Raw genomic sequence first — 23,772 nt, 5'->3', positions numbered from 1 at the left:
CCCGGCCCTCGTCCCCGACCCCGTCGATCATGAAGTTGGCGGCATTCACCGTCCTTTTTGTCCCCGCCAACTTCATGATCAACGGAGCGGGTGGGTGGGGGTGGACGGGGGTCGATGTGGGGGGTGGGCCCGTGATGTGGGATCACAGGGCGGAGCTGTGGTCGGGCGGGGCGGGGTGTGGCAGCATGAGGCACATGACCGCCGCTGTCGTCCGCCGCTTCGTGGCTCGTCGCCACGTCGATTACGGCCGCGTGCGCAGCGCGATCTGTCCGGCCCACTGACGACGCCCGACCTTTCCGTCTCGGGCGCGTACTCGCGCCGGCCGTCACCGACATCGCCGTCCACGGCCCTCTCCAGGGCCGGCCGCCGCGTCCGCGCTCCAGGCACCGCAGCAGACCCATGGAGGACGCCGCGATGGCGGTCAGCAGCACCCCGGCCCGTCCCGACACCCCGGCGCCTGCCGCCCGTGCGCCCCGCCGGCCACGCGGCGAGGGGCAGTGGGCGCTCGGACACCGCGAGCCGCTCAACCCCAACGAGCGGATCAAGAAGGACGACGACCCGCTGAACGTGCGGGACCGGATCGAGAACATCTACGCCCACCGCGGTTTCGCCTCCATCGACCCGCAGGACCTGCGCGGCCGGTTCCGCTGGTGGGGCCTCTACACCCAGCGCAAGGCCGGCATCGACGGCGGGCGGACCGCCGTGCTGGAGCCGCACGAGCTGGAGGACGAGTTCTTCATGCTCCGGGTCCGGGTGGACGGCGGCCAGCTCAACCTGGCCCAGCTCCGGGTGATCGCGGACATCTCCCGGGAGTTCGCCCGGGACACCGCCGACATCACCGACCGGCAGAACATCCAGTACCACTGGATCAGGGTCGAGGACATGCCGGAGATCTGGCGCCGGCTGGAGGCGGTCGGCCTCCAGACCACCGAGGCGTGCGGCGACTGCCCCCGGATCGTGCTGGGCAGCCCGGTGGCCGGGGTGGCCCGGGACGAGGTGCTCGACCCGACCCCGGCGATCGACGAGATCGTCCGCCGGTACGTCGGCGACAAGGCGTACTCCAACCTGCCCCGCAAGTTCAAGACCTCGATCTCCTGGCTGGTCGACACGCCGTACGAGGCGAACGACATAGCGTTCCTCGGCGTGGAGCACCCGGAGCACGGGCCCGGGTTCGACGTGTGGGTCGGCGGCGGGCTCTCCACCAACCCGATGCTCGCCAAGCGGCTCGGCGTCTGGGTGCCGCTGAACGAGGTGCCGGACGTGTGGGCCGGTGTGGTCGGCATCTTCCGCGACTACGGCTACCGGCGGCTGCGCAACCGGGCCCGGCTGAAGTTCCTGGTCGCCGACTGGGGCGTGGAGCGCTTCCGCGAGGTGCTGGAGAAGGAGTACCTGGGCCGGACGCTGCTCGACGGTCCGGCCGCGGACCTGCCGGCGAAGCCGGTGGACCACATCGGCGTGCACCCGCAGCGCGACGGCGCGAACTACGTCGGCGCGGCCCCGGTGGTGGGCCGGGTCTCCGGCACCCAGCTGGCGCAGCTCGCCGACGTGGTCGAGGCGCACGGCAGCGACCGGGTGCGGCTCACCCCGTACCAGAAGCTGCTCGTGCTGGACGTGGCGCCGGAGCGGACCGAGGAGCTGGTCACGGCGCTGCGCGGGATCGGCCTGGAGGCCCGGCCGTCGGCGTGGCGGCGCGGCACGATGGCCTGCACCGGCATCGAGTTCTGCAAGCTGGCGATCGTGGAGACCAAGCGGCGCGGCGAGGAACTGGTCGCGCGCCTGGAGGAGCGGCTGCGCGACTTCGACGCGGACATCTCCATCCATCTCAACGGCTGCCCGAACGCCTGCGCCCGCACCCAGGTCGCCGACATCGGGCTCAAGGGCCAGCTCGTGGTCGGCCCGGACGGCCGGCAGGTCGAGGGCTTCCAGGTGCACCTCGGCGGCGGCCTCGGCATGGCGCAGGGGCAGACCGCCGGCTTCGGCCGCAAGCTGCGCGGTCTGAAGACCACCGCCGAAGACCTTCCGGAGTACGTGGAACGACTGGCCCGCCGCTACCTGGCCGGCCGGACCGAGGGTGAGACGTTCGCCAACTGGGTGATCAGAGTCGACGAGGAGGAGTTGCGATGAGCGATGCCCGATCTGCGCCTCTCTACTGCCCGTACTGCGGGGAGGAGGACCTGCGGCCGCACGAGGCCGGGCACGGCGCCTGGGAGTGCCACGCCTGCGCGCGGGTCTTCTCGGTGAAGTTCACCGGCCTGCTGAGCCGGGCGGTGAACCGGTGACCGGCCTCGTCTCGGCCGCCGGCCTCGGGCTGATCGGCCCGGCCGCGCCGGCCCGCCGCGACCCGGAGGAACTGCGCGCGCTGGCCGAGGAGGCGGGCCGGGAACTGGCGGACGCGCCCGCGCTGGAGATCGCGCGGTGGGCGGCGGAGACGTTCGGCGAGCGGTTCTGCGTGACCAGTTCGATGGCGGACGGGGTGGTGGCGCACCTGGTCTCCCGGGTCGCGCCCGGCGTCGACGTGGTGTTCCTGGACACCGGCCTGCACTTCCCGGAGACGCTGAAGGTCCGCGACGAGGTGGCCCGCCGGATGCCGGTGCGGGTGCGTTCGATCCGGCCCCGGATGACAGTGGGTCAGCAGGACGGCCAGTACGGTCCGCGCCTGTTCAACAGGTCCCCGGACGACTGCTGCCAGCTGCGCAAGGTGGAGCCGCTGGAGCGGGCGCTGTCCGGGTACGACGCCTGGGCCGCCGGGCTGCGCCGGGACGAGTCGCCGACCCGGGCCAACACGCCGGTTGTGGGCTTCGACGCACGGCGCGGCAAGGTCAAGGTGAACCCGATCGCGGCGTGGACGCAGCGGGAGGTGGACGCCTACGTGGCCCGGTACGACATTCCGGTGAACGAGTTGTTCGCCCGCGGCTACGGCTCGATCGGCTGCTGGCCGTGCACCCGGCGGACGAAGGCGGGGGAGGACCCGCGGTCCGGCCGCTGGGCGATGTTCGAGAAGACCGAGTGCGGCCTGCACACCTGAGCGCCGGGCCGCCGGTGGTGCTGGTGGCCCACGGCAGCCGTGACCCGCGCGCGGCGGAGGCGACCCGGGCGCTGGCCCGGGCCGTGGCGGACACGTGCCCCGGTCGTCCGGTGCTGCCGAGCTGGCTCGACCACACCGATCCCGGGCCGGCCGAGGTGCTGCGCGGGCTGGCCGCCGCCGGTCACTGTCGGGCGGTCCTGGTGCCGCTGCTGCTGACCGCCGCGTACCACCGGAAGGTGGACATCCCGGCGGCGGTCGCGGCGGCCGGCGCGGACATCGAGGTACGGGTGACCGACGTGCTGGGTCCGACCGGCGGCGGGGTGGACGGGGGGCTGCTGGACGGGCTGCGCCGCCGCCTGGCGGAGGCGACCGGCGACGGGCCGGGCGGGCTGGACGCGGTGGTGCTGGCGGCGGCGGGTACCCGGGATCCGGCGGCGCGCGCCTCGGTGGGGCGGGTCGCCGCGGCGTTCGGCGCCGGGCTGGGCGTGCCCTGCCGCGTCTCGTACGCCTCGGCGGCGCCCCCGGAGGTGGGCGGCGCGGTGACGCGACTGCGCGCGGCGGGCGCCCGCCGGGTCGCGGTGGCCGCCTACTTCCTGGCCCCGGGCCGGTTCCACGACGGGGTACGCGCGTCGGCCCGGTCGGCCGGCGCGGTGGCCGTGGCGGATCCCCTGACCGACCTGCCGGAGCTGGCGGACCTGGTCCGGCGGCGGGTGGAGGCGGTGGCGGGCTGACCCGGTCCGGGACAGCAGAACGCCCCGGCCGGAATCCCGGCCGGGGCGGTCAGCGTGTACGGGTCAGGCGGAGTGAGCGCGCAGCACCCGGAGGCCGCCGCGGCGCTTCACCGCGCGACGCTCCTCCTCGCTCATCCCACCCCAGACGCCGGCGTCCTGACCGGACTCCAGCGCCCACTGCAGGCACTGGTCGGTCACGGGGCAGCGCCGGCAGACGGCCTTCGCCTGCTCCACCTGCAGGAGGGCCGGGCCGGACGTCCCGATCGGGAAGAACAGCTCGGGGTCCTCGTCGCGGCAGACCGAATCGTGGCGCCAGTCCATGGCGGCAACACTCCTCATTCTTAGTGGGTGGCCAGATAACGCTTCGTTGCTATTTCTATATGCGTCCGCATTGCCGAATGGTGACGGTCAGCATCCATCAATTCGGCGCAGCGTGAGCAGGCTGTGGGGTGCCCGGACCTGCTGGAACAGCTCAACCGAACGAGCATATCCAGGCAATGTCCCGGCAACACGAGTTCGCTTGTGAATACTTTCACGAACTACGGCGATGTCAAGGGTGGCGCTCGGAAAAACTCCGAACAGTGAGCGGGCTCACCACCCATTTGTCCGGGTTTGCCAGAGCCCTGGTTACCCGGCGTGCCACAGTCGATAATCAATGTAGTACGGTCTGCGTGACGTTGCTGACATTTCCGGCACCCTTCCTCGGCGTGGCGGCCACCGCGCCCGCGCGGCGGGGGTCCGCGTCAACCGACTGGGATACCCGAGACCTAGCAGATTACTCTCAGTGCGGCCGGAACGGACGTGAATCGGACTTTCTCCCGCTCGCCGAGATAGTCCCCGTCCAGCTGGAACGGCAACGGCCGGTCCGAGACCAGGGTGAACTCCGCCACGTCGTGCAGCCGCAGCACGTGCTTGCCGTGCGGATCCGGCTGCTTGGAGAAGAACTGCACCGCCGTACGGGCCGTGCTGGCCACTCTCAGCCGTCCCAACGCGAGTACGTCGAGCCCGAGGTCGAACGACGCCTCCGGGTTCGGGTTGATCTCCCGGTCGCCCAGGTACGTCCACGGCGCGGTGTTCTGGATGATCGCGGTGGCCAGTTCCGTCGCGGGCGCCTCACCCGGGCGCTCCAGCGTGATCGACGGGTGGCGGCGGTCCGAGCCGACGAAGTACTGACTCGCGGTGGATCGGAAGTAGAGCGCCGGGGTGGAGACGCGCCCCTTCTTACGGGCCTGCTCCACCCGGCGGATGACGGCCGCGTCCAGCCCGAAGCCGGCGCAGAACGTGAAGTAGCGGTCGTCGGCCCGGCCCAGCCCGATCGTGCGGGACCGGCCCAGCCGCAACCCTTCCAGGATCATGCTGGTGCCGTCCGGCCACTCCCTGGGCAGCCCGAGCGCGCGGGCGAAGACGTTCGTCGAACCGCCCGGCACGGTGGCCAGCGCGGGCAGCCGCTCGGCCGAGGTCTGTCCGGTGCGGAACGTCGGCGGCTCCGCCGCCATCAGGCCGTTCACCACCTCGTTGACGGTGCCGTCACCGCCGAGCGTGACGACCAGGTCGACGCCCTCCTGGGCGGCCTCCCGGGCCAGATCCATGGCGTGGCCCCGTCGGCGGGTGTACCGCACCGACAGGTCGACTTCACTGCGCAACGCCCGGACCAGCACGTCCCGGCTGCGCTCGCTGGTGGTGGTGGCCTTCGGATTGACCACCAGGACGGCCCGCATGGGCGGCACTGTACCGCGACTACCCACCGGTATCGTGGCGCCCGTGACGATCGACTCCGACCCGCTCCCCGGCACGCTGCGCGCCGCGGTGCTCCTGCTACGTGCCCAGGCGGTGGCGCTGGGGCTGATCGCGGTGTGGCTCATCTGGTCCGACCTCACCGCCGACACGACCGATCTGATCTCGGCACTGTGGGTGACCGCCTTCGCCGTCGCCGGCGCGGTGGCGCTCTGGGCGCTCGCCGGCGCGCTGTCCCGCCGCCGAGCCGGGGCCCGCGCGCCGGCCATCGTGCTCCAGCTCATGCTGCTGCCGGTCGGCTGGTTCATGCTCCAGGGCGGCATGGGCTGGCTCGGGGTGCCGCTGATGGCGCTCGGGATCGGCATGGTCGGGCTGCTGGTGAGCGGTCCGACCAACCGCGCGCTGGGCTTCGGCGAGCCGGCCCGCTGAGCGGTCGGCCCGGCCCGGACAGCGCCGGCCCGCTGAGCGCGACCCGACGCGGACGCCGGCCTGCTGAGCGCGACCCGGCACGGACGCCGGCCTGCTGACCGCGACCCGGCACGGACACCGCCGGGCCGGTGGCCGCGAAGACCGGTCAGAATCCGCCGGCGCGGCGGGTCAGCAGCGAGATGGTGGCGCGGCCGCCGGACGCGTGGGCGTTCGCCCCGGTGGTCAGCGCGGTGAGCACCTTCCACGCGAACGACGACTCGGACGGGAGCGTGGCGCCCCGGACCGTCGGCACCGTCACCTCGACGGTGAGCGCGTCCTCGGTGACCGCGAAGCGGCACTCCAGCTCGGCGTCGCGGGTGGCGATGGCGAGCAGCATGGCGCACGCCTCGTCGACGGCGATGCGCAGGTCCTCGATCTCGTCGAGGGCGAACTGGAGCCGGGCCGCGAGGCCGGCCGTGGCGGTGCGGAGCACGCCGAGGTAACCACCGTCGGCGGGCACGGTGAGGTGGACGACATCGTCGTCGGTCGTCGGGTGCCCGGTCAGTTGAGTCACGGCTCCTCCCCCCGGTGCGGGACTCTACCCGGTCAGGGGGCGGGCCGCGTGGGCACGGCCGCCGCGTGCGCGGCGAGCTCGCGCAACGCCGGCCCGGCCAGGCGGTACGGGGTCCACTCGTCCATCGGTGTGGCGCCGATCGCGGCGTAGAAGCGGGCCGCCGGGTTCCAGTTGATCATCCACCACTCCAGCCGCTGGTAGCCGCGCTCCACGCAGATCGCGGCGAGCGTGGCGAGCAGCATCCGGCCCGCGCCGGTGCCCCGGGCGTCCGGGCGGACGTAGAGGTCCTCCAGGTAGATGCCGTGGACGCCGGCCCAGGTGGAGAAGTTGAGGAACCAGAGCGCGAAGCCGACCGGCCGGTCCGACGCGTCGACCGCGACGTGGCCGTACAGCGCCGGGGACGGGCCGAACAGGGCCGCGTCGAGCTGGTCGGTGGTGAGGTGGCACTGCTCGGGCGCACGCTCGTACTCGGCGAGTTCGTGCACCATGGCGACGACGGCCGGTACGTCCTCGGGACGTACCGGCCGGATCGTCGGAGTGCCGTCGGGCGACGTCACGCCTGCTTGGTCTCCCAGAAGATCTTCGCGATCTCGTCGATCTTCGCCAGCAGCTCGTCGGCCTTGGCCGGGTCGGTGCCGCCCTTGGCGCCGGCCGCGCCGGCCAGCTTGGTGGCCTCGTTGAACAGCTGGTGCAGGTGCGGGTACTTCTCGAAGTGCGGCGCCTTGAAGTAGTCGGTCCAGAGCACCCACAGGTGGTGCTTGACCAGGTCGGCCCGCTGCTCCTTGATCAGGATCGCGCGGGTGCGGAACTCCGGGTCGGTGTTGGCCTGGTACTTCTCGCAGATCATTTTGACCGACTCGGCCTCGATCCGGGCCTGGGCCGGGTCGTATACGCCGCAGGGCAGGTCGCAGTGAGCGCTGGCCGTCACCCGGGGCGTGAGGATGCGGGGAAGGCGCATCAGGGTCCTCCATGGGTTGTTTGCGATGATCCAAGACGACATTACTCCTGGAGACGCCCTCAGGGGCTGGGAGGTGACGTGCGGAGCACCGGCGAACCTCCGGCGCTGCGCGGCCCGCTGGTGCCCGTGCTGGTGACCGGCCCGTCCATGTCCCCGACGCTGCGTCACGGCGACGCGGTGCTGGTCCGCACCGGCGGCCGGCCGGTACGCCCCGGGGACGTGGTGGTCGCGGTCTTCCGCAGCCGTCCCGACCTGCTCGTCGTCAAGCGGGCGGTGGAGCCCCGCGACGGCGGATGGTGGTTGCGCGGTGACAACGAGTTCGTCGCCGACGACTCCCGGGCGTACGGGGTGGCCGACGTCCGGGGCCGGGTGGTGGCCCGCTGGTGGCCGCGTCCGGGACGGGTCGGGAGCAGGTAACGACCGGAGCGGATATGACCCCGCTCACATACTGGGTGCCGAAGCGTGACTATGCTCGAAAAGTGCCCGGGTGACCCCCGCACCGCCGCGCCGCCGGTCGCTGACCACCGCTGACCACGCCGGCCGGTCCGTCTGCTCGACAGATCCTGGAGTCACCATGTCTTCGTCCACCCCGGACCCCGCCGATCCCGTCTTCCGCCTGCACGTCGGCGGCAAGATGGCAGTCGCCTCCACAGTGCCGCTGACCAGCCGCGAGGACCTCTCCCTCGCGTACACCCCGGGTGTGGCCCGGGTGTGCGAGGCGATCGCCGCCGACCCCGCGCTGGCCGACACCTACACCTGGGTGTCGCACACCGTCGCCGTGGTCACCGACGGTTCCGCCGTACTCGGTCTCGGCAACATCGGCCCGCGCGCCGCGCTGCCCGTGATGGAGGGCAAGGCGGTGCTGTTCAAGCAGTTCGCCGGCGTGGACGCGGTGCCGGTCTGCCTGGACACCCAGGACGTGGACGAGATCGTCGCGACGGTCAAGGCGCTCGCGCCCTCGTTCGGCGGGATCAACCTGGAGGACATCAGCGCCCCGCGCTGCTTCGAGGTGGAGCGCCGGCTCGACGAGGCGCTGGACATCCCGGTCTTCCACGACGACCAGCACGGCACCGCGATCGTGGTGCTCGCCGCGCTGCGCAACGCCGCGACGCTGCTCAACCGCAAGCTCGGTGACCTGCGGGTCGCGGTCAGCGGTGCGGGCGCGGCCGGCGTGGCGGTCACCAAGATGCTGATCGCCGGCGGGGTCGACCCGGACCGGGTGGTGGTGTGCGACTCGCGCGGCATCATCGGCCGGCACCGCGAGCTGACCGGCACCAAGGCCGAGCTGGCCGAGATGACCAACGCCGAGGGCCGGCAGGGCGACATCACCGAGGCGTTGCGCGACGCGGACGTGCTCGTGGGCGTCTCCGGCGGCCAGATCCCGGAGGCGGCGGTGGCCGGCATGGCCCCCGGCGGCATCGTGTTCGCGCTCGCGAACCCCACCCCGGAGGTGCACCCCGAGGTGGCCGCCCGGCACGTGGCGGTGGTCGCCACCGGGCGCAGCGACTACCCGAACCAGATCAACAACGTGCTCGCGTTCCCCGGTGTGTTCCGGGGCGCGCTGGACGCCGGGGCCACCCGGATCACCGACTCGATGAAGGTGGCCGCCGCCGACGCCATCGCCGGCGTGGTGGCCGAGTCGCTGACCGCCGACGCGATCGTGCCGTCGCCGCTGGACCCGCGAGTCGCACCGGCGGTGGCCGAGGCGGTCGCCGAAGCCGCCCGCCGCGACGGGGTCGCCCGCCGCTGAGATGTAAGGAAGGGGCCCTTCTTAACGCCTCCGGTAGAGGAAGGGCCCCTTCTTAACGGCTGCTCAGCTTGTTACCGTGCCGATCATGCGTGCTGCCTATGCCTCGGCCTTCGACGCCGACAACCCGCTCGCCGCGCTCGCCGTGGGCGACCGTCCCGAGCCGACTCATCCGCAGGACGACTGGGTCACCGTGCGGGTGCGGGCCAGCTCGCTCAACCACCACGACCTCTGGTCGCTGCGCGGCGTGGGCCTGACCGCCGACCAGCTCCCGATGATCCTGGGCTGCGACGCGGTCGGCACCGACCCGGACGGCAACGAGGTGGTCATCTACCCGGTCGTGCCCACCCCTGGTGACCCGCGCGGGGTCTCCATCCTCTCCGAGCACTACCAGGGCACGTTCGCCGAGCTTGTCGCCGTACCCCGGATGAACCTGCTGCCGCTGCCCGACGGCCTGTCGGCGACCGACGCGGCGTGCCTGCCCACGGCCTGGCTCACCGCCTGGCGGATGCTGACCACCAAGGGCCGGGTCGCCGACGGCGAGTCGGTGCTGGTCCAGGGCGCCGGCGGTGGTGTGGCCACCGCGGCGGTCGCGCTCGGCGTCGCGCTCGGCAAGCGGGTGTACGCGACCAGCCGCGACGCGGCCAAGCGGGAGCGGATCACCGAGCTGGGCGCGACCGCGCTGGAGCCCGGCGCGCGGCTGCCGGAGCGGGTCGACGTGGTGATCGAGACGGTCGGCGCGGCCACGTTCGACCATTCGCTCAAGTCGGCCGCCCCGACGGCCCGGATCGTGGTCTCCGGCGCCACCGCCGGGCACGAGCCCAAGATCAACCTGCGCCGGGTCTTCGCCATGCAGTTGGAGATCCTCGGCACCTCGATGGGCACCCCGGACGAGCTGACCGAGCTGCTCGCGTTCTGCGCCCAGCACGAGGTGCGCCCGGTGGTCGACCGGGTGGTGCCGTTCAGCGAGATCTCCGAGGCGTTCGCCCGGCTGCACTCCGGTGAGGTCTTCGGCAAGGTGGTCGTCGACCACACCGCCTGATCGGACGCCGCGCGTGGCCCGCGTGGCGCTTGTGGCGGGCGTTAAGAAGGGGCCCCTTCTCTACCGGAGACGTTAAGAAGGGGCCCTTCCTTACAGCCGGTCGTCGAGGGTGGCCAGGCCGCCCCGGGACGCGTCGGTGGGGAGGCGCTTCTTCGCCGCCGGGTCGCCGTAGAGCGTCCAGCGGAGGAACTCGACAGTGGTGTCGGCGACCACGCCCAGCGCCTTCCCGTCGCCGAGCAGCGCCCGCCCGTGGTCGCCCTTCGGCAGGCTGAGCATCGCCTTGGGCCACGGCACCGCGTCGTACACGGCCTTGCCGGCGGCGTACGACACCACCTCGTCGGCCTCGCCGTGCACGAACAGCTGCGGCGCGGCGGCGCCGGCGAACGCGGTGCCCACACCGAGCGCGGTGCCGGCGAAGACGATGCCCGCGTCCAGCCGCTCGTCCCGGCCGGCGGTGAACAACCCGATAGTGGTCACGCCACCGGCGCTGTGCCCGGTGGCGGCCACCCGTTCCGGGTCCAGCCGGTCGCGCAGCGGATCGCCCGCCTTCTCGCCCAGCGCGAGCACCTGCGTCAGCACGTACGACACGTCGGCCGGCTGGTTGAGCACGTCCAGCGGGTTGCCGTCGGTGCCCCGGGAGGTGTGCGGGAAGCGCGGCGCGGCGACCACGAAACCGGCCGCCGCCCAGCGGGTCAGCAGCGCCTGGTAGTCCTCCGGCCGTGCGCTCAGCCCGTGGCTGAACAGCACCACCGGGAACCGCCCGTCCGCCGCCGGGGCGGAACGTTCGGCCGCGCCGCCGGCCGCGCCCGCCGTCGGGTACCAGAGCGTCACCGGCAACGGCCGGTCGCCGTCGCGGTTCAGCTTCACCTGGCGTACGCCGACCGCGAAGCTCTCCGTGGGGGCCTTGCCCGCCGGTACGCGCGGAGTCGGCGGGGTGCTGGTCGGTGGGACGTCGGGGGCGGGCCGCCCGGCCGGGGCGGCGGGCTGCTCCGAGCAGCCGGTGAGGGCGGCGCCGAGCACGGCGGCGGTGAGCAGGGCGACGGGACGACGGCGCATGAACTCGATTGTGCCTCGCGATCGGGGCCACCAGGCCCGGTCAGCGCGCCGGGTGACCACCCGCTGACGCCCGGAGACGAGCCAGGTCGGTGGCGTCCTTGGCCCGGCGGGGGCGCTCCGGCATCCAGACCGGGAACATCTCCTTGAACTCGATCTGCGCCGCGACGCTGATCACCGGCGCCGCGAGCTTGCCGATCCGGCCGGGCGGCCCGGCCAGCATGCCCTCCGGCAGGAGCGTGCCCGCCCACGGTCCGGCGCCGACGACGACCCGGCCGTCCGCGTCCCGGTCGAGGTACGCGAAGCTCAGCTCGACGTCGTCGCGCAGCAGGTCGAGCTGCGTCGTGGCGGGCATCCGGGGATCAGGGCGCCAGCCGATCGCGCCGAGCCGGTCGGCCAGCGTCTCGGCGTCGCGCCGCCAGCAGTACCAGTCGACGTCGACGTGCGGGCGGGTCACTTCGCCGAGGTGGAAGTCCATCGCCCAGCCGCCACGCAGCCACACGTCGATCCCGCAGGCGCCGCACACCTCGACTATTTCCCGGATCGCCTCCAGTTGCCGTTCCCTCACTCCGTCCACCCCGCGCACGCTACCGGCCGCCCCACCCTCGCCCCCACCCCGTTGATCATGAAGTTGGCGGCGCCGGCTGCCCGGATTGTCCCCGTCAACTTCATGATCGACGAGGGGGCGGCAGGGGGAGTGCGTGGTCAGGTGGGGAGGGCGCGGGTCGTCAGGGTGGTCAGGTCGCCGGCCTTCGCGTCGGCGGGGAGGCGGTGCAGGGCCTCGCGGTCGCCGTAGAGCGTCCAGCGCAGGAAGTCGGTGGTGGTGGCGAACACCTGGGCGAAGCCGGGTCGCCCGGGCGTCAGGTACTCGCCGTGGCCCTGGCCGGTGAGGCTCAGGAAGGCGGCCGGCCCGAGACAGCGGGCGTACGCGGCCCGGCCGATCGACTCCGGCACGATCCGGTCCGCGCTCCCGTGCACGAACAGCATCGGCGCGAGCGGCCGGGACGGTCCGGCGACCATCCGGCCACCGGCGATCACGATTCCGGCCCGTACCGGGAACGGCTGCCCGGAGGCGAACATGCCGAGCGTGGTGTGCCCGCCGGCCGAGTGCCCGGCGGCGGCGAACCGGTCCACCGCCATGTGCGCGCCGAGCGGATCCCCGGGGCGGGCGCCCAGCCGGACCAGGTGGCGGACCAGCCGCCAGGCGTCGGCCGGTTGGTTGCGCACGTCATCGCGGGTGAAGGCGCGGGCGCGCTGGTTCGTACGCGGATAGGTGGGCGCGACCACCACGAATCCGGCGGCGGCCCAGCGGCTGGTCAGCGCCGCGTGCAGGGCGGGCAGGCTGCGCAGCCCGTGGCTGTAGAGCACCACCGGGAACCGTCCGGCGGCGAACGGGGCTCCCGGCCGCACCCGCGGCCCGCGCTCCGGGCCGGAGTTCGCCGGTGTGGCGCGCCCAGGGCCGGAGGGCGTCGCGACGACGGACGGCCGGGACGGAAGGGCCGAAGCCTCGTCCGAGCCGGACGCGACCGGCGCGAGACCGGAACCGGCCGCACCGGAACCGGCCGCACCCGAACCAGCCGCACCGGAACCGGCCGTACCGGAACCAGCCGCACCGGAACCAGCCGCACCCGAACCAGCCGCACCGGAACCGGCCGGGCCGGTCGGAGACGGGGCGGCCGGGTACCAGACGGTGACCGGCAGCGGCCGCCTGCCGTCCGGGTCGAGCGTGAACTGCCGCATCCCTACCGCGTACTGGTGCATCGGCGCGGGCCCGACGGCGGCCGGCACCGGGTCGGACGTGGCCACGGCCGGGCCGCAACCGGCCAGCAGCGCCGTCATCAGCGCGGCGACCAGCCGCTGCCCCCTCACACCTGCACGGTAGGCAGCCGAGCGGTCGGCCCGCGCCCGCCGTCCGGGCCGGTCGGTGCCGCCACCCGGGCGGCTCCCGCCTCCACCGGGTGGCCGGGTTTGCCCGATCCCACGATCCGGATCCGCAGGTGGCGGCCCGGCGGGACGTTCCGGTCCGGGCGGCTTCGCTAGGGTCAGCCGCATGGCTGAGAACTACACCGACCCGAGTGGCAACACCGCGCAGTTCCGCGCATTCGTCGATTCTCCCGAGCCGGCCGCGTCGGCGTCGGCGCCGTCCCGCCTGCCGCTGATCGCCGGCGTGGCCGTCGCCGCCGTGGTGGTGGTCGCCCTGGTCGCCTGGATCGCCCTGGGCTGACCGGCGCACCCGCGCTGATCCGGCCCGGCCGAACTGAGGGCCGGGCGGTCAGACGCCGAGCACCTCGCGGGTCTCGCGGGCGATCTCCCGCTCCTCGTCGGTGCCGACCACCAGCACCGCCACCTCCGCGCCGTCCGGCGAGACGAGCCGGTCGCCGTGGCCGTCGTTGCGCGCCGGGTCGACCGTGACGCCGAGCCGCTCCAGCCCGGCCAGCGACGCCGCCCGCACCGGAGCGGCGTGCTCGCCGACCCCGGCCGTGAAAGCGATCGCGTCGACCCGGCCGAGCAGCGCGTAGTAAGCGCCCACGTAGCCGGTGATCCGCCGGCAGTAGACGTCGAACGCCAGGGTCGCGTCCGGGTCGCCGGCGTCTCGGCGGGCCAGCACCTCCCGCATGTCGTTCACGCCGGCCAGCCCGAGCAGCCCGCTGCGGTGGTTGAGCAGGTCGTCGATGTCGTCGACGACCATGCCGCCCTCGCGGCGCAGGTGGAAGATGACTGTCGGGTCGAGGTCGCCGCTGCGGGTGCCCATCACCAGGCCCTCCAGCGGGGACATGCCCATCGAGGTGGCCACGCTCCGCCCGCCCTGTACGGCACACGCGCTCGCCCCGTTGCCCAGGTGCAGGGTGATCGTGTTCAGCTCGTCGTACGGGCGGTGGAGCAGGTCCGCGACGCGACGCGAGACGTACGCGTGCGAGGTGCCGTGGAAGCCGTAGCGGCGGACACCGTACCGCTCGGCGGTGGCCTTGTCGATCGCGTACGTCGCGCCGGCCTCGGGCAGCGTGTGGTGGAACGCGGTGTCGAAGACCGCCACCTGCGGGGTGTCCGGCAGCGCCTCCCGGGCCACCCGGATGCCTGCGAGGTTGGCCGGGTTGTGCAGCGGGGCCAGCGGCACCAGATCCTCGATGGCGGTGACGACCGGGTCGTCGATGCGTACCGGGGCGCTGAACTTCCGCCCGCCGTGCACCACCCGGTGGCCGACGCCGGACAGCCCGGTCAGGTCGAGCCGGCCGATGATCTCCCGCACGGCGCTCTCGTGGTCGGCCGGCCCGCCGCCGGGTTCGCCGATCCGCTCGACGGTGCCCTTGTCCAGGACGTCGTCGCCGTCGTAGAGCCGGTACTTGACCGACGAGGATCCGCTGTTGAGGACCAGGATGCGGCTCATTCCGACGCCTCCGCGGCGGCCTGGATGGCGGTGATCGCCACCGTGTTGACGATGTCCGGCACTGTGGCGCCCCGGGACAGGTCGTTGACCGGCCGCCGCAGGCCCTGCATGACCGGCCCGACCGCCACCGCGCCGGCCGACCGCTGCACTGCCTTGTACGTGTTGTTGCCCGTGTTCAGGTCCGGGAAGATGAACACAGTGGCCCGCCCCGCGACCGGGCTGTCCGGCAGTTTTGTCGCCGCCACCTGCGGGTCGATCGCCGCGTCGTACTGGATCGGGCCTTCGACCAGCAGGTCCGGCCGGCGTTCCCGGACCAGCTTGGTGGCCGCGGCGACCTTCTCCACGTCGGCGCCGGCGCCGGAGCTGCCGGTGGAGTACGACAGCATCGCCACCCGCGGCTCGATGCCGAACCGGGCCGTGGTGTCCGCCGAGGAGATGGCGATGTCGGCGAGCTGGTCGGCGTCCGGGTCGGGGTTGACCGCGCAGTCGCCGTACACCAGCACCCGGTCGGCGAGCAGCATGAAGAAGACGCTGGACGCGACGGAGACACCGGGCACGGTCCGGATGATCTCGAAGGCGGGCCGGATGGTGGCGGCTGTGGTGTGGGTGGCGCCGGAGACCATGCCGTCGGCGTGACCGGTCTGCACCATCATCGTGCCGAAGTAGTTGGGCTGCGCCACGATGTCGTGCGCCAGCTCCGGTGTGACGCCCCGGTGGGCGCGCAACTGCGCGTACGCATCGGCGAACTCGTCCCGCCACGGGCTGGTCACCGGGTCGACGACCTGGGCGTCACCGAGGTCGACACCCAGTTCCCGGGTCCGCCGGGCGATCTCGTCGGGGCGGCCGAGCAGGGTGATCTCGGCGACGCCCCGGCGCAGCAGCACCTCGGTCGCGCGCAGGATCCGCTCGTCCGCGCCCTCGGGCAGCACCAGCCGGCGGCGCCGGGCGCGGGCCCTGTCGATCAGGTCGTTCTCGAACATCAGCGGGGTGACCCGCTCCGAGCGGCTGACCCGCAGCCGGCGGGCCAGGTCGTCGGTGTCCACGCAGCGCTCGAACGCGCCGAGCGCGGCCTCGACCTTGCGCGGGTTGGCGGTGCTGGGGCGGCCCTCGATCCGGCTGGACGCGGACACCGTGTCGTAGCTGTCGCTCGGCACCGACAGCACGGCCAGCCCGGTGTTCATCCGCTCGACCAGGCGCATCGCGCGCGGGTCGGGCTGCTCGCCGAGCGTGAGCACCAGCCCGGCCAGCGACACCTGCCCGGCCACGTGCGCGGCGCCGGCGGCGACCAGCAGGTCCGCCCGGTCGCCCGGGGTGATCACCAGGGCCCCGTCGGTGAGGTGGTCGAGCAGCGTCGGCACGTGCGCCGCGCCCACCACGTAGTCGAGCACGTCGCGGTCGAGCGCGGTCTCGTCGCCGGTGAGCACTGTGCCGCGCAGCGCCGCCGCCACCTCGGCCACCGTCGGCGCCGACACGGTCGGCACCTCCGGGATCGCGTACGCGGGCACCGGCAGCTCGGGCAGCGTCATCGGCTCCGGCACGCGGTTGGCCAGCGCCGCGATCACCGTCGCGCCGAGGTCGACCAGATCGTGGTACGCGCCGCGAAGCGCCGCCGCGATCGCGTCGGGCTCCTGCCCGAACCCGTCCACCACCGGTACCACGACGCTGCCGAACTCGGTCGCCAGCCGGGCGTTGAAGGCCAGCTCACGGGGGCCGGTGCCGTCGCCGTAGGCGAAGTCGCTGCCGACCACCACTATCGCCGGGCAGCGCCGCTCGACCTCCCGGTAGCGGGTGACGATCCGGGAGATCAGCTCCTCCCGGCGGCCGTCCGCGACGAGCGCGCTCGCCTCGGCGTACGTGGCGCCGTACAGCTCGTCGACCGGGAGGTCCATCCGGTAGCGCTCGGTGAGCAGGGCCAGGATGGGGTCGGTGCCGTCGCCGGCGACGAGCGGCCGGAACGCGCCTATCCGTTCCACCTGTCGGGACAACAGCTCGGCCAGCCCGAGCGCCACGGTCGATTTTCCGCCGCCCGAGCCAACGCCGGTCAGGTACACGCTGCGCGCCACGGCACCCAACCTACAAGATCGAGGTGAGTGCTGCCCGTTCTGCCTGGTCACACCGGCTAGCCAGGGGAGAAGGCGGGAATTTTTCGCATCTACACTTGGCCGCGTGGAAGGCCCGACAGCACTGATTCCCGTCGTACCGGAATCGCCCCCCGTCTTCGTCGACCCGAGCGGGCGGCGACGCCGGCGGCTGCGCCGTCTCGCCTACTGCGCCGGCGCGGCGGGTGTGGTCTACACGGTCATGGTCGGAGTCAGCTTCGCCGGCGGTCCGATCACCCCCGACACCGTCATCCCGTTCGTCGAGCCGACCACCGAGCAGCGGCTGCCGTCGCCGAATCCGCCGGCGTCCCCGGCCCCCGCGGTCACCAGTGCCGCACCGGGCACGCCCACCGACGTCAGTACCGCCGGGACGCGGGCGTCCGCCCCCTCCGCCACGCCCGGCAGCGCGGTCCCAGCCAGCCCGCGGTATCAACGCCCGACCCGGCCCGCCCCGACCGCGCCCCGGACCGCCCAGGCGCCGGCGGACACCCCGCCGCCCACCGCCCCCACCGGGGAGGTGCCGCCGCCCGCTGTCGACCCGCCGTCAGTCGTCGACCCGCCCGCCGAGCCCGCCGAGCCGGCCGCGCCAGCCGATGAGTGACGAGGCGCACGCCCGACCGTCGAACCGCGAGCAGCCCACAGTCCCGCTGGACCCGCGCCGCGTGCACGCCCTCCGGCGGCACCGGGCCGGGCAGCGGCCGGACGACGCCACAGTCGTCCTGGACGTCCGGCAGATCCCCGGCGCGCGCCGGTCGCGCGGCCGGCGTCTCCTGCCCCGGCCGAGCTGGGCCCTGGTCACCATGGTCGTGGTCGTCCTGGCCGGTCTGCTGGTCGTCGAGGCGTACACGAACGCCGCGTTCGTGCCCGACAACCGGGTGGCCCCCGGCAGCCAGCGGGAGGTGCCCAGCTCGGTGATCGGGGGCGGCCCGATCGTCAACGTCGGCGCCGAGGGCCGCACCCAGTCGCACCGCCTGCCGCCGCGTACCGTCGCGCTCACCTTCGACGACGGGCCGGACCCGCGGTGGACGCCGGAGGTGCTGCGCGTCCTGGACAAGCACCAGGTGAAGGCAACCTTCTTCGTCATCGGCTCACAGGTCGTGCGTAACCCGGAGGTGACCCGCCGGCTGGTGGCCGGGGGACACGAGCTGGGCGTGCACACCTTCACCCATCCCGACCTCGCCGCGCTGCCGCAGTGGCGGCGGGAGCTGGAGTACGCGCAGACGCAGCTCGCCATCGCCAGCACCACGGGCGTCCGGCCGTCGCTGCTGCGCTTCCCGTACTCGTCCCGCGCGGACGCGTACACCGACCGGGACTGGCCGATGCTGCGGCAGGCGGGCGAGCTGGGCTACCTCACAGTCGTGAACGACGTCGACAGCCGGGACTGGGAACTTCCGTCGGTGGAGGCGATGATCGCGAACGCCACGCCGGACGGGACGGCCGGCACGATCGCGCTCTGGCACGACGCGGGCGGCGACCGTTCCGGCACGGTGGCCGCGCTGGACCGGTACATCCCGATGATGCTGGAACGCGGGTACCGCTTCACCACGGTCAGCGAGGGACTCAACCAGACGTTCGAGGCCGCCGGCGTGTCCGGTCCGGTGGGTGGGCACACGGCGGCCTCGCTCGACGAGCGGTTGCGGGGCCACGTCCTGGTCGGCGCGGTACGTGTGGCCGACGGCATGTTCGGGGTGCTCGGCGCCTTCTTCGTACTCGTCGGGGTGCTCACCGTCGGCCGGACGCTGCTGCTGTTCGTCCTGGCGCCACGGCACGCGCGCCGCCGCCGGCACCGCGACTGGTCCTGGGGTCCGCCGGTCACCGAACCGGTCTCGGTGATCGTGCCCGCGTACAACGAGCGGGAGGGCATCGCCGCGGCGGTCCGCTCGCTGGCGCTGGGCGACCACCCCGGCGGCATCGAGGTCGTAGTGGTCGACGACGGCTCGACCGACGGCACCGCCGACATCGTGGCGGCGCTGGGGCTGCCGAACGTGCGCGTCGTGCGCAAGCCCAACGGCGGCAAGCCGAGCGCGCTGAACACGGGCGTGGCGTTGGCCCGGCACGACCTGATCGTCATGGTCGACGGCGACACGATCTTCGAGCCGGACTCGGTCCGCCGGCTGGTCCAGCCGTTCGCCGACCCCCGGGTCGGCGTGGTCGCCGGCAACGTCAAGGTCGGCAACCGCCGCGGCCTGATCGCCAAGTGGCAGCACATCGAGTACGTCATCGGCTTCAACCTCGACCGCCGCCTCTACGAGACGCTGCGCTGCATGCCCACCGTCCCGGGCGCCATCGGCGCGTTCCGCCGCCAGGCGCTGGAGCAGGTGGGCGGCCTGACCGACGACACGCTGGCCGAGGACACCGACGTCACCATCGCCATCGGCCGCGCCGGCTGGCACATCGTGTACGAGGAGAGCGCCCGCGCCTGGACCGAGGCGCCGACCACCATCGGCCAGTTGTGGAAGCAGCGGTACCGGTGGAGCTACGGCACCATGCAGGCGATGTGGAAGCACCGGCGCTCGGTGATCGACAGCGGCCCGTCGGGCCGGTTCGGGCGGCGGTGCCTGTCGTTCCTGACGCTGTTCGGTGTGCTGCTGCCGCTGGCCGCACCGGTGATCGACCTGCTCGCGGTCTACGGGCTGGTCTTCCTGGACCGCAGTGACACGGTGCTGGCCTGGCTGGTCATGCTCACGCTCCAGCTCCTCACCGCGGTGCTGGCCTTCCGGCTGGACCGGGAGAAGCTCGGCGTGCTCTGGGTGCTGCCGTTGCAGCAGTTCGTCTACCGCCAGGTGATGTACCTGGTGCTGCTCCAGGCGGTCGGCACCGCGCTGACCGGCGGCCGGCTGGGTTGGCAGAAGCTGCGGCGTACCGGAGATCTCCAGGTGCTCGGGCGGGGCGCGACCGGCTGACGCACGGCCGCGCGCGCCGGTCACGCCGCCCCCGGGGTGGCGTGCGTCAGTCGTCGTCCGGGTCGTCGAGGCGGGCCAGCCAGGTGGCGAACCGCTCGATCGGGGTCTCGAACTCCGGGTTCAGGTCGACGAAGTCACGCAGCCGCTCGCCCAGCCACTCCAGGCTTACCTGCTCGTCGCCACGGCGCTCGACCAGCTCCTCGATGCCACGGTCGGTGAAGTACACGGTGTTCCTCTCGTCGTCGTACGGCAACGGCCCGCCCCGGTTCGGGACGGGCCGCTGCCGGTGGTGTCACGGGCGGGGGAGAGCCGCCTCGATCAGCGCGTTCTGCTCGACCTCGTGCATCTTCGCCGAACCCACCGCCGGAGCGGCGGCGGCCGGGCGGGAGATGCGGCGCAGCCGGACCTCGGGCAGGTGCTCCAGCAGGTTGAGCGCGACGAACGACCAGGCGCCCTGGTTGGCCGGCTCCTCCTGGACCCAGGCGAAGTCCTCGGCGTTCGGGTACTGCGCCAGCGCGGCCCGGACCTCCTCGACGGGCAGCGGGTAGAGCTGCTCCATCCGGATGATCGCGGTGTCGGTGACGCCCCGCTCCTGCCGGGCCTGGAACAGGTCGTAGTAGACCTTGCCCGAGCAGAGCAGCACCCGCTTGACCTGCTCCGGCGCCGGAGCCGCGGTGTCGGCCAGCACAGGCTGGAACGTCCCGGTGGTGAAGTCCTCCACCGGCGACACGCAGAGCTTGTGCCGCAGCAGCGACTTCGGCGTGAACACCACCAGCGGCTTGCGCTTGGGCGACAGGGCCTGGCGGCGCAGCAGGTGGAAGTAGTTCGCCGGGGTGGTCGGGATGGCCACCCGCATGTTGTCCTCGGCGCAGAGCTGCAGGAACCGCTCCGGGCGGCCGGAGGTGTGGTCCGGGCCCTGGCCCTCGTGGCCGTGCGGCAGCAGCAGGGTCACCGCGGAGCGCTGACCCCACTTCACCTCGCCGGACGAGATGAACTCGTCGATCACCGACTGGGCACCGTTGACGAAGTCACCGAACTGGGCCTCCCAGGCCACCAGCGCGTTGATGTTCTCCACCGAGTAGCCGTACTCGAAGCCCATGGCCGCGTACTCGGAGAGCAGCGAGTCGTGGACGAAGAAGCGCGACCGCTCGCCGTCGGCGGTGAGCGACTTCAGCGGCAGGTAGTCCTCGCCGGTCTTGGCGTCGACCACCGAGGCGTGCCGCTGGACGAACGTGCCGCGGCGCGAGTCCTGCCCGGCGAGCCGGACGGTGACGCCGTCGTGCAGCAGCGTGCCGAACGCGATGATCTCGGCGAAGCCCCAGTCGATGCCGCCCTCGACGGACATCTTGCGGCGCCGCTCCAGCAGCTGCTGGATCCGCTTGTGCGGGGTGAAGCCCTCCGGCAGGTTGACGTGCGCCTCGCCGATCGCCTTGACCACCGCGGCGTCGGTGGCGGTGTCGACCTGCGGCTCCGGCTCGTCCTCCCGCGCCGGGCGGCTGAGCTGACGCGGGGTGGTCGCGGCGTCCCGGGTGGCCTTGAAGACCCGCTCCAGCTGCGACTGGTAGTCGCGCAGCAGCTCCTCCGCGTCCTCCACGGTGATGTCGCCGCGCCCGATCAGCTCCTCGGTGTAGAGCTTCCGGACCGACCGCTTCGAGTCGATGATTTTGTACATCTGCGGGTTGGACATCGACGGGTCGTCGCCCTCGTTGTGCCCGCGCCGGCGGTAGCAGACCATGTCGATCACGACGTCCTTGTTGAACGCCTGCCGGTACTCGAACGCGAGCCGCGCCACCCGGACCACTGCCTCCGGGTCGTCGCCGTTCACGTGGAAGATCGGCGCCTGGATCATCCGGGCCACGTCGGTGCTGTAGAGGCTGGACCGGCTGTACTCCGGGGCGGTGGTGAAGCCGACCTGGTTGTTGACGACCACGTGCACGGTGCCGCCGGTGCGGTAGCCGCGCAGCTGGGAGAGGTTGAGCGTCTCCGCGACCACGCCCTGGCCGGCGAAGGCGGCGTCACCGTGCACCGCCAGCGGCAGCACGGTGTAGCCCTCCAGCTTGAGGTCGATCCGGTCCTGCTTGGCCCGGACTATCCCCTCCAGCACCGGGTCGACGGCCTCCAGGTGCGACGGGTTCGCCACCACCGACACCTTGACCGCGTGCTCGCCGTCCGGGGTGGTGAACTTGCCGTTCTGGCCGAGGTGGTACTTCACGTCGCCCGAGCCCTGCGTGGACCGCGGGTCGAGGTGCCCCTCGAACTCGGAGAAGATCTTCTCGTACGGCTTGCCGACGATGTTCGCCAGCACGTTGAGCCGGCCTCGGTGGGCCATGCCGATGACGACCTCGTCCAGCCCGGCCTCGGCGGAGCACTCCAGCACCTCGCCGAGCAGCGGGATCAGCGACTCGCCGCCCTCCAGCGAGAAGCGCTTCTGGCCGACGTACTTGGTCTGCAGGAACGTCTCGAACGCCTCGGCGGCGTTGAGCCGGTTCAGCACGTGCTTCTGCTCGTCCGAGCTGGGCTTCTCGTACTTGCGCTCGACCCGCTCCTGGATCCAGCGCCGCTCCTCCGGGTCCTGGATGTGCATGTACTCGATGCCGACGCGGCGGCAGTACGAGTCGCGCAGCACGCCGAGGATCGAGCGCAGCTTCATCCGCTGCTGGCCGGCGAAGCCGTTGACCGGGAAGACGCGGTCGAGGTCCCAGAGCGTGAGCCCGTGCTGGAGCACGTCCAGGTCCGGGTGCTTGCGGATCTTGAACTCAAGCGGGTCGGTGTCGGCCATCAGGTGGCCACGGACCCGGTACGCGTGGATCAGCTCGTGCACCCGCGCGGTCTTGTTGATCTGGCCCTCGCTGTCGACGGCCACGTCGCGCATCCAGCGCACCGGCTCGTACGGGATCCGCAGCGAGGTGAAGATGTCGTCGTAGAAGCCGCGCTCGCCCAGCAGCAGCTCGTGCATGACCTTGAGGAACTCGCCGGACTGCGCGCCCTGGATGATCCGGTGGTCGTACGTGCTGGTCAGCGTGATGACCTTGCTGACCGCGTTCTCGGCCAGGGTGGCCTCGCTCATGCCCTGGTAGGGGGCCGGGTATTCCATCGCACCGACGCCGATGATGGCGCTCTGCCCCTGCATCAGGCGCGGGATCGAGTGCACGGTGCCGATGCCGCCCGGGTTGGTCAGCGAGATCGTGGTGCCGGAGTAGTCCTCCATGGTCAGCTCGTTGCGGCGGGCGCGCCGGACCACGTCCTCGTACGCCTGCCAGAACTGCCGGAAGTCCATCTGCTCGCAGCCCTTGATGGACGGCACCACCAGGTTGCGCGAGCCGTCCGGCTTGACCAGGTCGATCGCGATGCCCAGGTTGACGTGCTCCGGGCGGACCATCGCCGGCTTGCCGTCGACCTCGGCGAAGGAGTTGTTCATCTCCGGGTGCTCGACGACCGCGCGGACGAGCGCGTACCCGATCAGGTGGGTGAAGCTGACCTTGCCACCGCGACCGCGGGTCAGGTGGTTGTTGATCACGATGCGGTTGTCGACGAGCAGCTTGGCCGGGACGGCGCGCACGCTGGTGGCGGTCGGGACCGACAGCGACGCGTCCATGTTCTGCACGATCTTGGCGGCGACGCCGCGCAGCGGCGTGGTGCCCGCCGCGCTCGCGGCCGGCGCCTTGGCGGCCGGCTTGGCCGGGGCGGACTTCTTGGCCGGCTCCGGGGCCTTCGCCGCCGGCTTGGCGGCGGGCTTGGCCGGGGCGGGCGCGGCCTTGGGGGCGGCCTTCGGCTCCGCCTTGGCGGGCTGCTCCTTGACCGTGGCCACGGCTTCCTGCTGCTCGGCCGGCTCCGGCTTCGCGGCCGGCTTGGCCTGCCCGTCCGGGCGCGGTGTGGCGGCGCCCGGGGCCGGCCGGTAGTCGGCGAAGAAGTCGTGCCAGGCCGAATCGACGCTCGAGGGGTCGGCGAGGTAACGCTGGTACATCTCCTCGACGATCCACTCGTTCGGGCCGAAACCCGCCAGTGGGTTCTCCTGCGAAGTCTGCTGGGTCGACACGGCCGCTAATCGCCTCTTTCACGCGGTTGTGAATGTCACGGTGGCCCCCGGTGACCCCCGGTTGCCGACGCTGGGTA

Annotated in this window: 23 protein-coding genes; 11 read left to right on the top strand and 12 right to left on the bottom strand. The window is 72.7% G+C overall.

Annotated elements, in window-relative coordinates; genetic code table 11:
• Positions 1-414 precede the first annotated feature (414 nt).
• The 4 genes from Q3W68_RS10345 to Q3W68_RS10330 are packed head-to-tail and all read left to right on the top strand — an operon-like array spanning position 415 to position 3,756.
• A complete protein-coding gene (locus Q3W68_RS10345; RefSeq protein WP_302905242.1) occupies positions 415-2,124 on the top strand; it encodes a nitrite/sulfite reductase in 1,710 nt (569 codons plus the stop codon).
• A complete protein-coding gene (locus tag Q3W68_RS10340; protein WP_139128717.1) occupies positions 2,121-2,279 on the top strand; it encodes an IS1 family transposase in 159 nt (52 codons plus the stop codon). Before Q3W68_RS10345 ends, Q3W68_RS10340 begins: the two co-directional genes overlap by 4 nt.
• A complete protein-coding gene (locus tag Q3W68_RS10335) occupies positions 2,276-3,025 on the top strand; it encodes a phosphoadenylyl-sulfate reductase (RefSeq protein ID WP_302905241.1) in 750 nt (249 codons plus the stop codon). The genes Q3W68_RS10340 and Q3W68_RS10335 overlap by 4 nt, the downstream gene beginning before the upstream one ends.
• Positions 3,007-3,756 (top strand): sirohydrochlorin chelatase, encoded by a 750-nt coding sequence (locus tag Q3W68_RS10330; protein ID WP_302905240.1) that lies wholly within the window; start codon positions 3,007-3,009, stop codon positions 3,754-3,756. The genes Q3W68_RS10335 and Q3W68_RS10330 overlap by 19 nt, the downstream gene beginning before the upstream one ends.
• 63 nt (positions 3,757-3,819) lie before the next feature.
• Here the strand turns inward: Q3W68_RS10330 and Q3W68_RS10325 are convergent, their stop codons facing one another.
• Both Q3W68_RS10325 and Q3W68_RS10320 read right to left on the bottom strand, forming a co-directional pair.
• On the bottom strand, positions 3,820-4,077 hold the full coding sequence (locus Q3W68_RS10325; protein ID WP_013288358.1) for a WhiB family transcriptional regulator: 258 nt from the start codon (positions 4,075-4,077) through the stop codon (positions 3,820-3,822).
• A 446-nt stretch (positions 4,078-4,523) separates the two neighbouring features.
• Complete coding sequence (locus tag Q3W68_RS10320; RefSeq protein ID WP_302905239.1) at positions 4,524-5,474, bottom strand: diacylglycerol kinase family protein; 951 nt, start codon at positions 5,472-5,474, stop codon at positions 4,524-4,526.
• A gap of 43 nt (positions 5,475-5,517) precedes the next feature.
• On the opposite strand from Q3W68_RS10320, the gene Q3W68_RS10315 reads away from it, so the two are divergent.
• The gene (locus Q3W68_RS10315) at positions 5,518-5,919 is read left to right on the top strand and encodes a hypothetical protein (RefSeq protein WP_302905238.1); all 402 of its coding nucleotides are present in this window, start codon (positions 5,518-5,520) and stop codon (positions 5,917-5,919) included.
• 145 nt (positions 5,920-6,064) lie between these two features.
• Here Q3W68_RS10315 and Q3W68_RS10310 read toward each other — a convergent pair whose 3' ends face one another.
• The 3 genes from Q3W68_RS10310 to sodN are packed head-to-tail and all read right to left on the bottom strand — an operon-like array spanning position 6,065 to position 7,430.
• Complete coding sequence (locus Q3W68_RS10310) at positions 6,065-6,472, bottom strand: ATP-binding protein (RefSeq protein WP_047894358.1); 408 nt, start codon at positions 6,470-6,472, stop codon at positions 6,065-6,067.
• A gap of 32 nt (positions 6,473-6,504) precedes the next feature.
• Positions 6,505-7,029, bottom strand: coding sequence for a GNAT family N-acetyltransferase (locus Q3W68_RS10305; protein ID WP_302905237.1), 525 nt, complete (start codon positions 7,027-7,029; stop codon positions 6,505-6,507).
• Positions 7,026-7,430, bottom strand: a complete 405-nt coding sequence (gene sodN / locus Q3W68_RS10300; protein ID WP_302905236.1) for a superoxide dismutase, Ni — start codon at positions 7,428-7,430, stop codon at positions 7,026-7,028. Before sodN ends, Q3W68_RS10305 begins: the two co-directional genes overlap by 4 nt.
• Positions 7,431-7,508: 78 nt before the next feature.
• Between sodN and Q3W68_RS10295 the strand changes: the two genes are divergently transcribed.
• The 3 genes from Q3W68_RS10295 (at position 7,509) to Q3W68_RS10285 (ending at position 10,219) form a co-directional block, all read left to right on the top strand.
• Positions 7,509-7,847: a S26 family signal peptidase gene (locus tag Q3W68_RS10295; RefSeq protein WP_302905235.1), complete on the top strand. Its 339-nt coding sequence runs from the start codon at positions 7,509-7,511 to the stop codon at positions 7,845-7,847.
• A gap of 157 nt (positions 7,848-8,004) precedes the next feature.
• Entirely contained in the window at positions 8,005-9,180 is a 1,176-nt protein-coding gene (locus tag Q3W68_RS10290; RefSeq protein ID WP_269704219.1) for an NADP-dependent malic enzyme, read from the top strand.
• Positions 9,181-9,256: 76 nt separating this feature from the next.
• On the top strand, positions 9,257-10,219 hold the full coding sequence (locus tag Q3W68_RS10285; protein ID WP_302905234.1) for a zinc-binding dehydrogenase: 963 nt from the start codon (positions 9,257-9,259) through the stop codon (positions 10,217-10,219).
• 90 nt (positions 10,220-10,309) lie between these two features.
• Here Q3W68_RS10285 and Q3W68_RS10280 read toward each other — a convergent pair whose 3' ends face one another.
• From Q3W68_RS10280 to Q3W68_RS10270, 3 genes are all read right to left on the bottom strand, one after another.
• A complete protein-coding gene (locus tag Q3W68_RS10280; RefSeq protein ID WP_302905233.1) occupies positions 10,310-11,275 on the bottom strand; it encodes a chlorophyllase in 966 nt (321 codons plus the stop codon).
• A 40-nt stretch (positions 11,276-11,315) separates the two neighbouring features.
• A complete protein-coding gene (locus tag Q3W68_RS10275) occupies positions 11,316-11,849 on the bottom strand; it encodes a nucleotidyltransferase domain-containing protein (RefSeq protein ID WP_302905232.1) in 534 nt (177 codons plus the stop codon).
• A gap of 128 nt (positions 11,850-11,977) precedes the next feature.
• Entirely contained in the window at positions 11,978-13,141 is a 1,164-nt protein-coding gene (locus tag Q3W68_RS10270; RefSeq protein WP_302905231.1) for an alpha/beta hydrolase, read from the bottom strand.
• A gap of 181 nt (positions 13,142-13,322) precedes the next feature.
• Between Q3W68_RS10270 and Q3W68_RS10265 the strand changes: the two genes are divergently transcribed.
• Positions 13,323-13,496 carry a hypothetical protein gene (locus Q3W68_RS10265; RefSeq protein WP_013288346.1) on the top strand — a complete coding sequence of 58 codons (174 nt, stop codon included), beginning with the start codon at positions 13,323-13,325 and terminating at the stop codon, positions 13,494-13,496.
• 48 nt (positions 13,497-13,544) lie between these two features.
• Here Q3W68_RS10265 and Q3W68_RS10260 read toward each other — a convergent pair whose 3' ends face one another.
• Positions 13,545-14,657 carry an acetate/propionate family kinase gene (locus tag Q3W68_RS10260; protein ID WP_302905230.1) on the bottom strand — a complete coding sequence of 371 codons (1,113 nt, stop codon included), beginning with the start codon at positions 14,655-14,657 and terminating at the stop codon, positions 13,545-13,547.
• Positions 14,654-16,729: a phosphate acetyltransferase gene (gene pta / locus Q3W68_RS10255; protein ID WP_302905680.1), complete on the bottom strand. Its 2,076-nt coding sequence runs from the start codon at positions 16,727-16,729 to the stop codon at positions 14,654-14,656. The genes Q3W68_RS10260 and pta overlap by 4 nt, the downstream gene beginning before the upstream one ends.
• 94 nt (positions 16,730-16,823) lie before the next feature.
• Here pta and Q3W68_RS10250 point away from each other — a divergent pair, with 94 nt between their 5' ends.
• Together Q3W68_RS10250 and Q3W68_RS10245 are read left to right on the top strand one after the other, a co-directional pair.
• Positions 16,824-17,357: a hypothetical protein gene (locus Q3W68_RS10250; RefSeq protein WP_302905229.1), complete on the top strand. Its 534-nt coding sequence runs from the start codon at positions 16,824-16,826 to the stop codon at positions 17,355-17,357.
• Entirely contained in the window at positions 17,350-19,659 is a 2,310-nt protein-coding gene (locus tag Q3W68_RS10245) for a bifunctional polysaccharide deacetylase/glycosyltransferase family 2 protein (RefSeq protein WP_302905228.1), read from the top strand. Before Q3W68_RS10250 ends, Q3W68_RS10245 begins: the two co-directional genes overlap by 8 nt.
• Positions 19,660-19,705: 46 nt before the next feature.
• Here the strand turns inward: Q3W68_RS10245 and Q3W68_RS10240 are convergent, their stop codons facing one another.
• Together Q3W68_RS10240 and Q3W68_RS10235 are read right to left on the bottom strand one after the other, a co-directional pair.
• The gene (locus Q3W68_RS10240; RefSeq protein WP_030503218.1) at positions 19,706-19,885 is read right to left on the bottom strand and encodes a DUF6104 family protein; all 180 of its coding nucleotides are present in this window, start codon (positions 19,883-19,885) and stop codon (positions 19,706-19,708) included.
• A gap of 66 nt (positions 19,886-19,951) precedes the next feature.
• Complete coding sequence (locus Q3W68_RS10235; RefSeq protein ID WP_302905227.1) at positions 19,952-23,695, bottom strand: multifunctional oxoglutarate decarboxylase/oxoglutarate dehydrogenase thiamine pyrophosphate-binding subunit/dihydrolipoyllysine-residue succinyltransferase subunit; 3,744 nt, start codon at positions 23,693-23,695, stop codon at positions 19,952-19,954.
• Between the last annotated feature and the right edge of the window lie 77 nt (positions 23,696-23,772).

This window comes from Micromonospora sp. C28ISP2-4 (assembly GCF_030519385.1).
Taxonomy (GTDB): domain Bacteria; phylum Actinomycetota; class Actinomycetes; order Mycobacteriales; family Micromonosporaceae; genus Micromonospora; species Micromonospora tulbaghiae.
The sequence above is the reverse complement of the archived record's forward strand: the minus strand, read 5'-3'. Positions and strand labels throughout refer to the sequence as shown.

Bases quoted from the DNA above. Each gene is read 5' to 3' on its own strand.
- Q3W68_RS10340 (WP_139128717.1), top strand. From the start codon at position 2,121: ATGAGCGATGCCCGATCTGCGCCTCTCTACTGCCCGTACTGCGGGGAG.
- Q3W68_RS10260 (WP_302905230.1), bottom strand. From the start codon at position 14,657: ATGAGCCGCATCCTGGTCCTCAACAGCGGATCCTCGTCGGTCAAGTAC.
- Q3W68_RS10280 (WP_302905233.1), bottom strand. From the start codon at position 11,275: ATGCGCCGTCGTCCCGTCGCCCTGCTCACCGCCGCCGTGCTCGGCGCC.
- sodN (WP_302905236.1), bottom strand. From the start codon at position 7,430: ATGCGCCTTCCCCGCATCCTCACGCCCCGGGTGACGGCCAGCGCTCAC.
- Q3W68_RS10320 (WP_302905239.1), bottom strand. From the start codon at position 5,474: ATGCGGGCCGTCCTGGTGGTCAATCCGAAGGCCACCACCACCAGCGAG.
- Q3W68_RS10345 (WP_302905242.1), top strand. From the start codon at position 415: ATGGCGGTCAGCAGCACCCCGGCCCGTCCCGACACCCCGGCGCCTGCC.
- Q3W68_RS10325 (WP_013288358.1), bottom strand. From the start codon at position 4,077: ATGGACTGGCGCCACGATTCGGTCTGCCGCGACGAGGACCCCGAGCTG.
- Q3W68_RS10265 (WP_013288346.1), top strand. From the start codon at position 13,323: ATGGCTGAGAACTACACCGACCCGAGTGGCAACACCGCGCAGTTCCGC.
- Q3W68_RS10290 (WP_269704219.1), top strand. From the start codon at position 8,005: ATGTCTTCGTCCACCCCGGACCCCGCCGATCCCGTCTTCCGCCTGCAC.
- Q3W68_RS10245 (WP_302905228.1), top strand. From the start codon at position 17,350: ATGAGTGACGAGGCGCACGCCCGACCGTCGAACCGCGAGCAGCCCACA.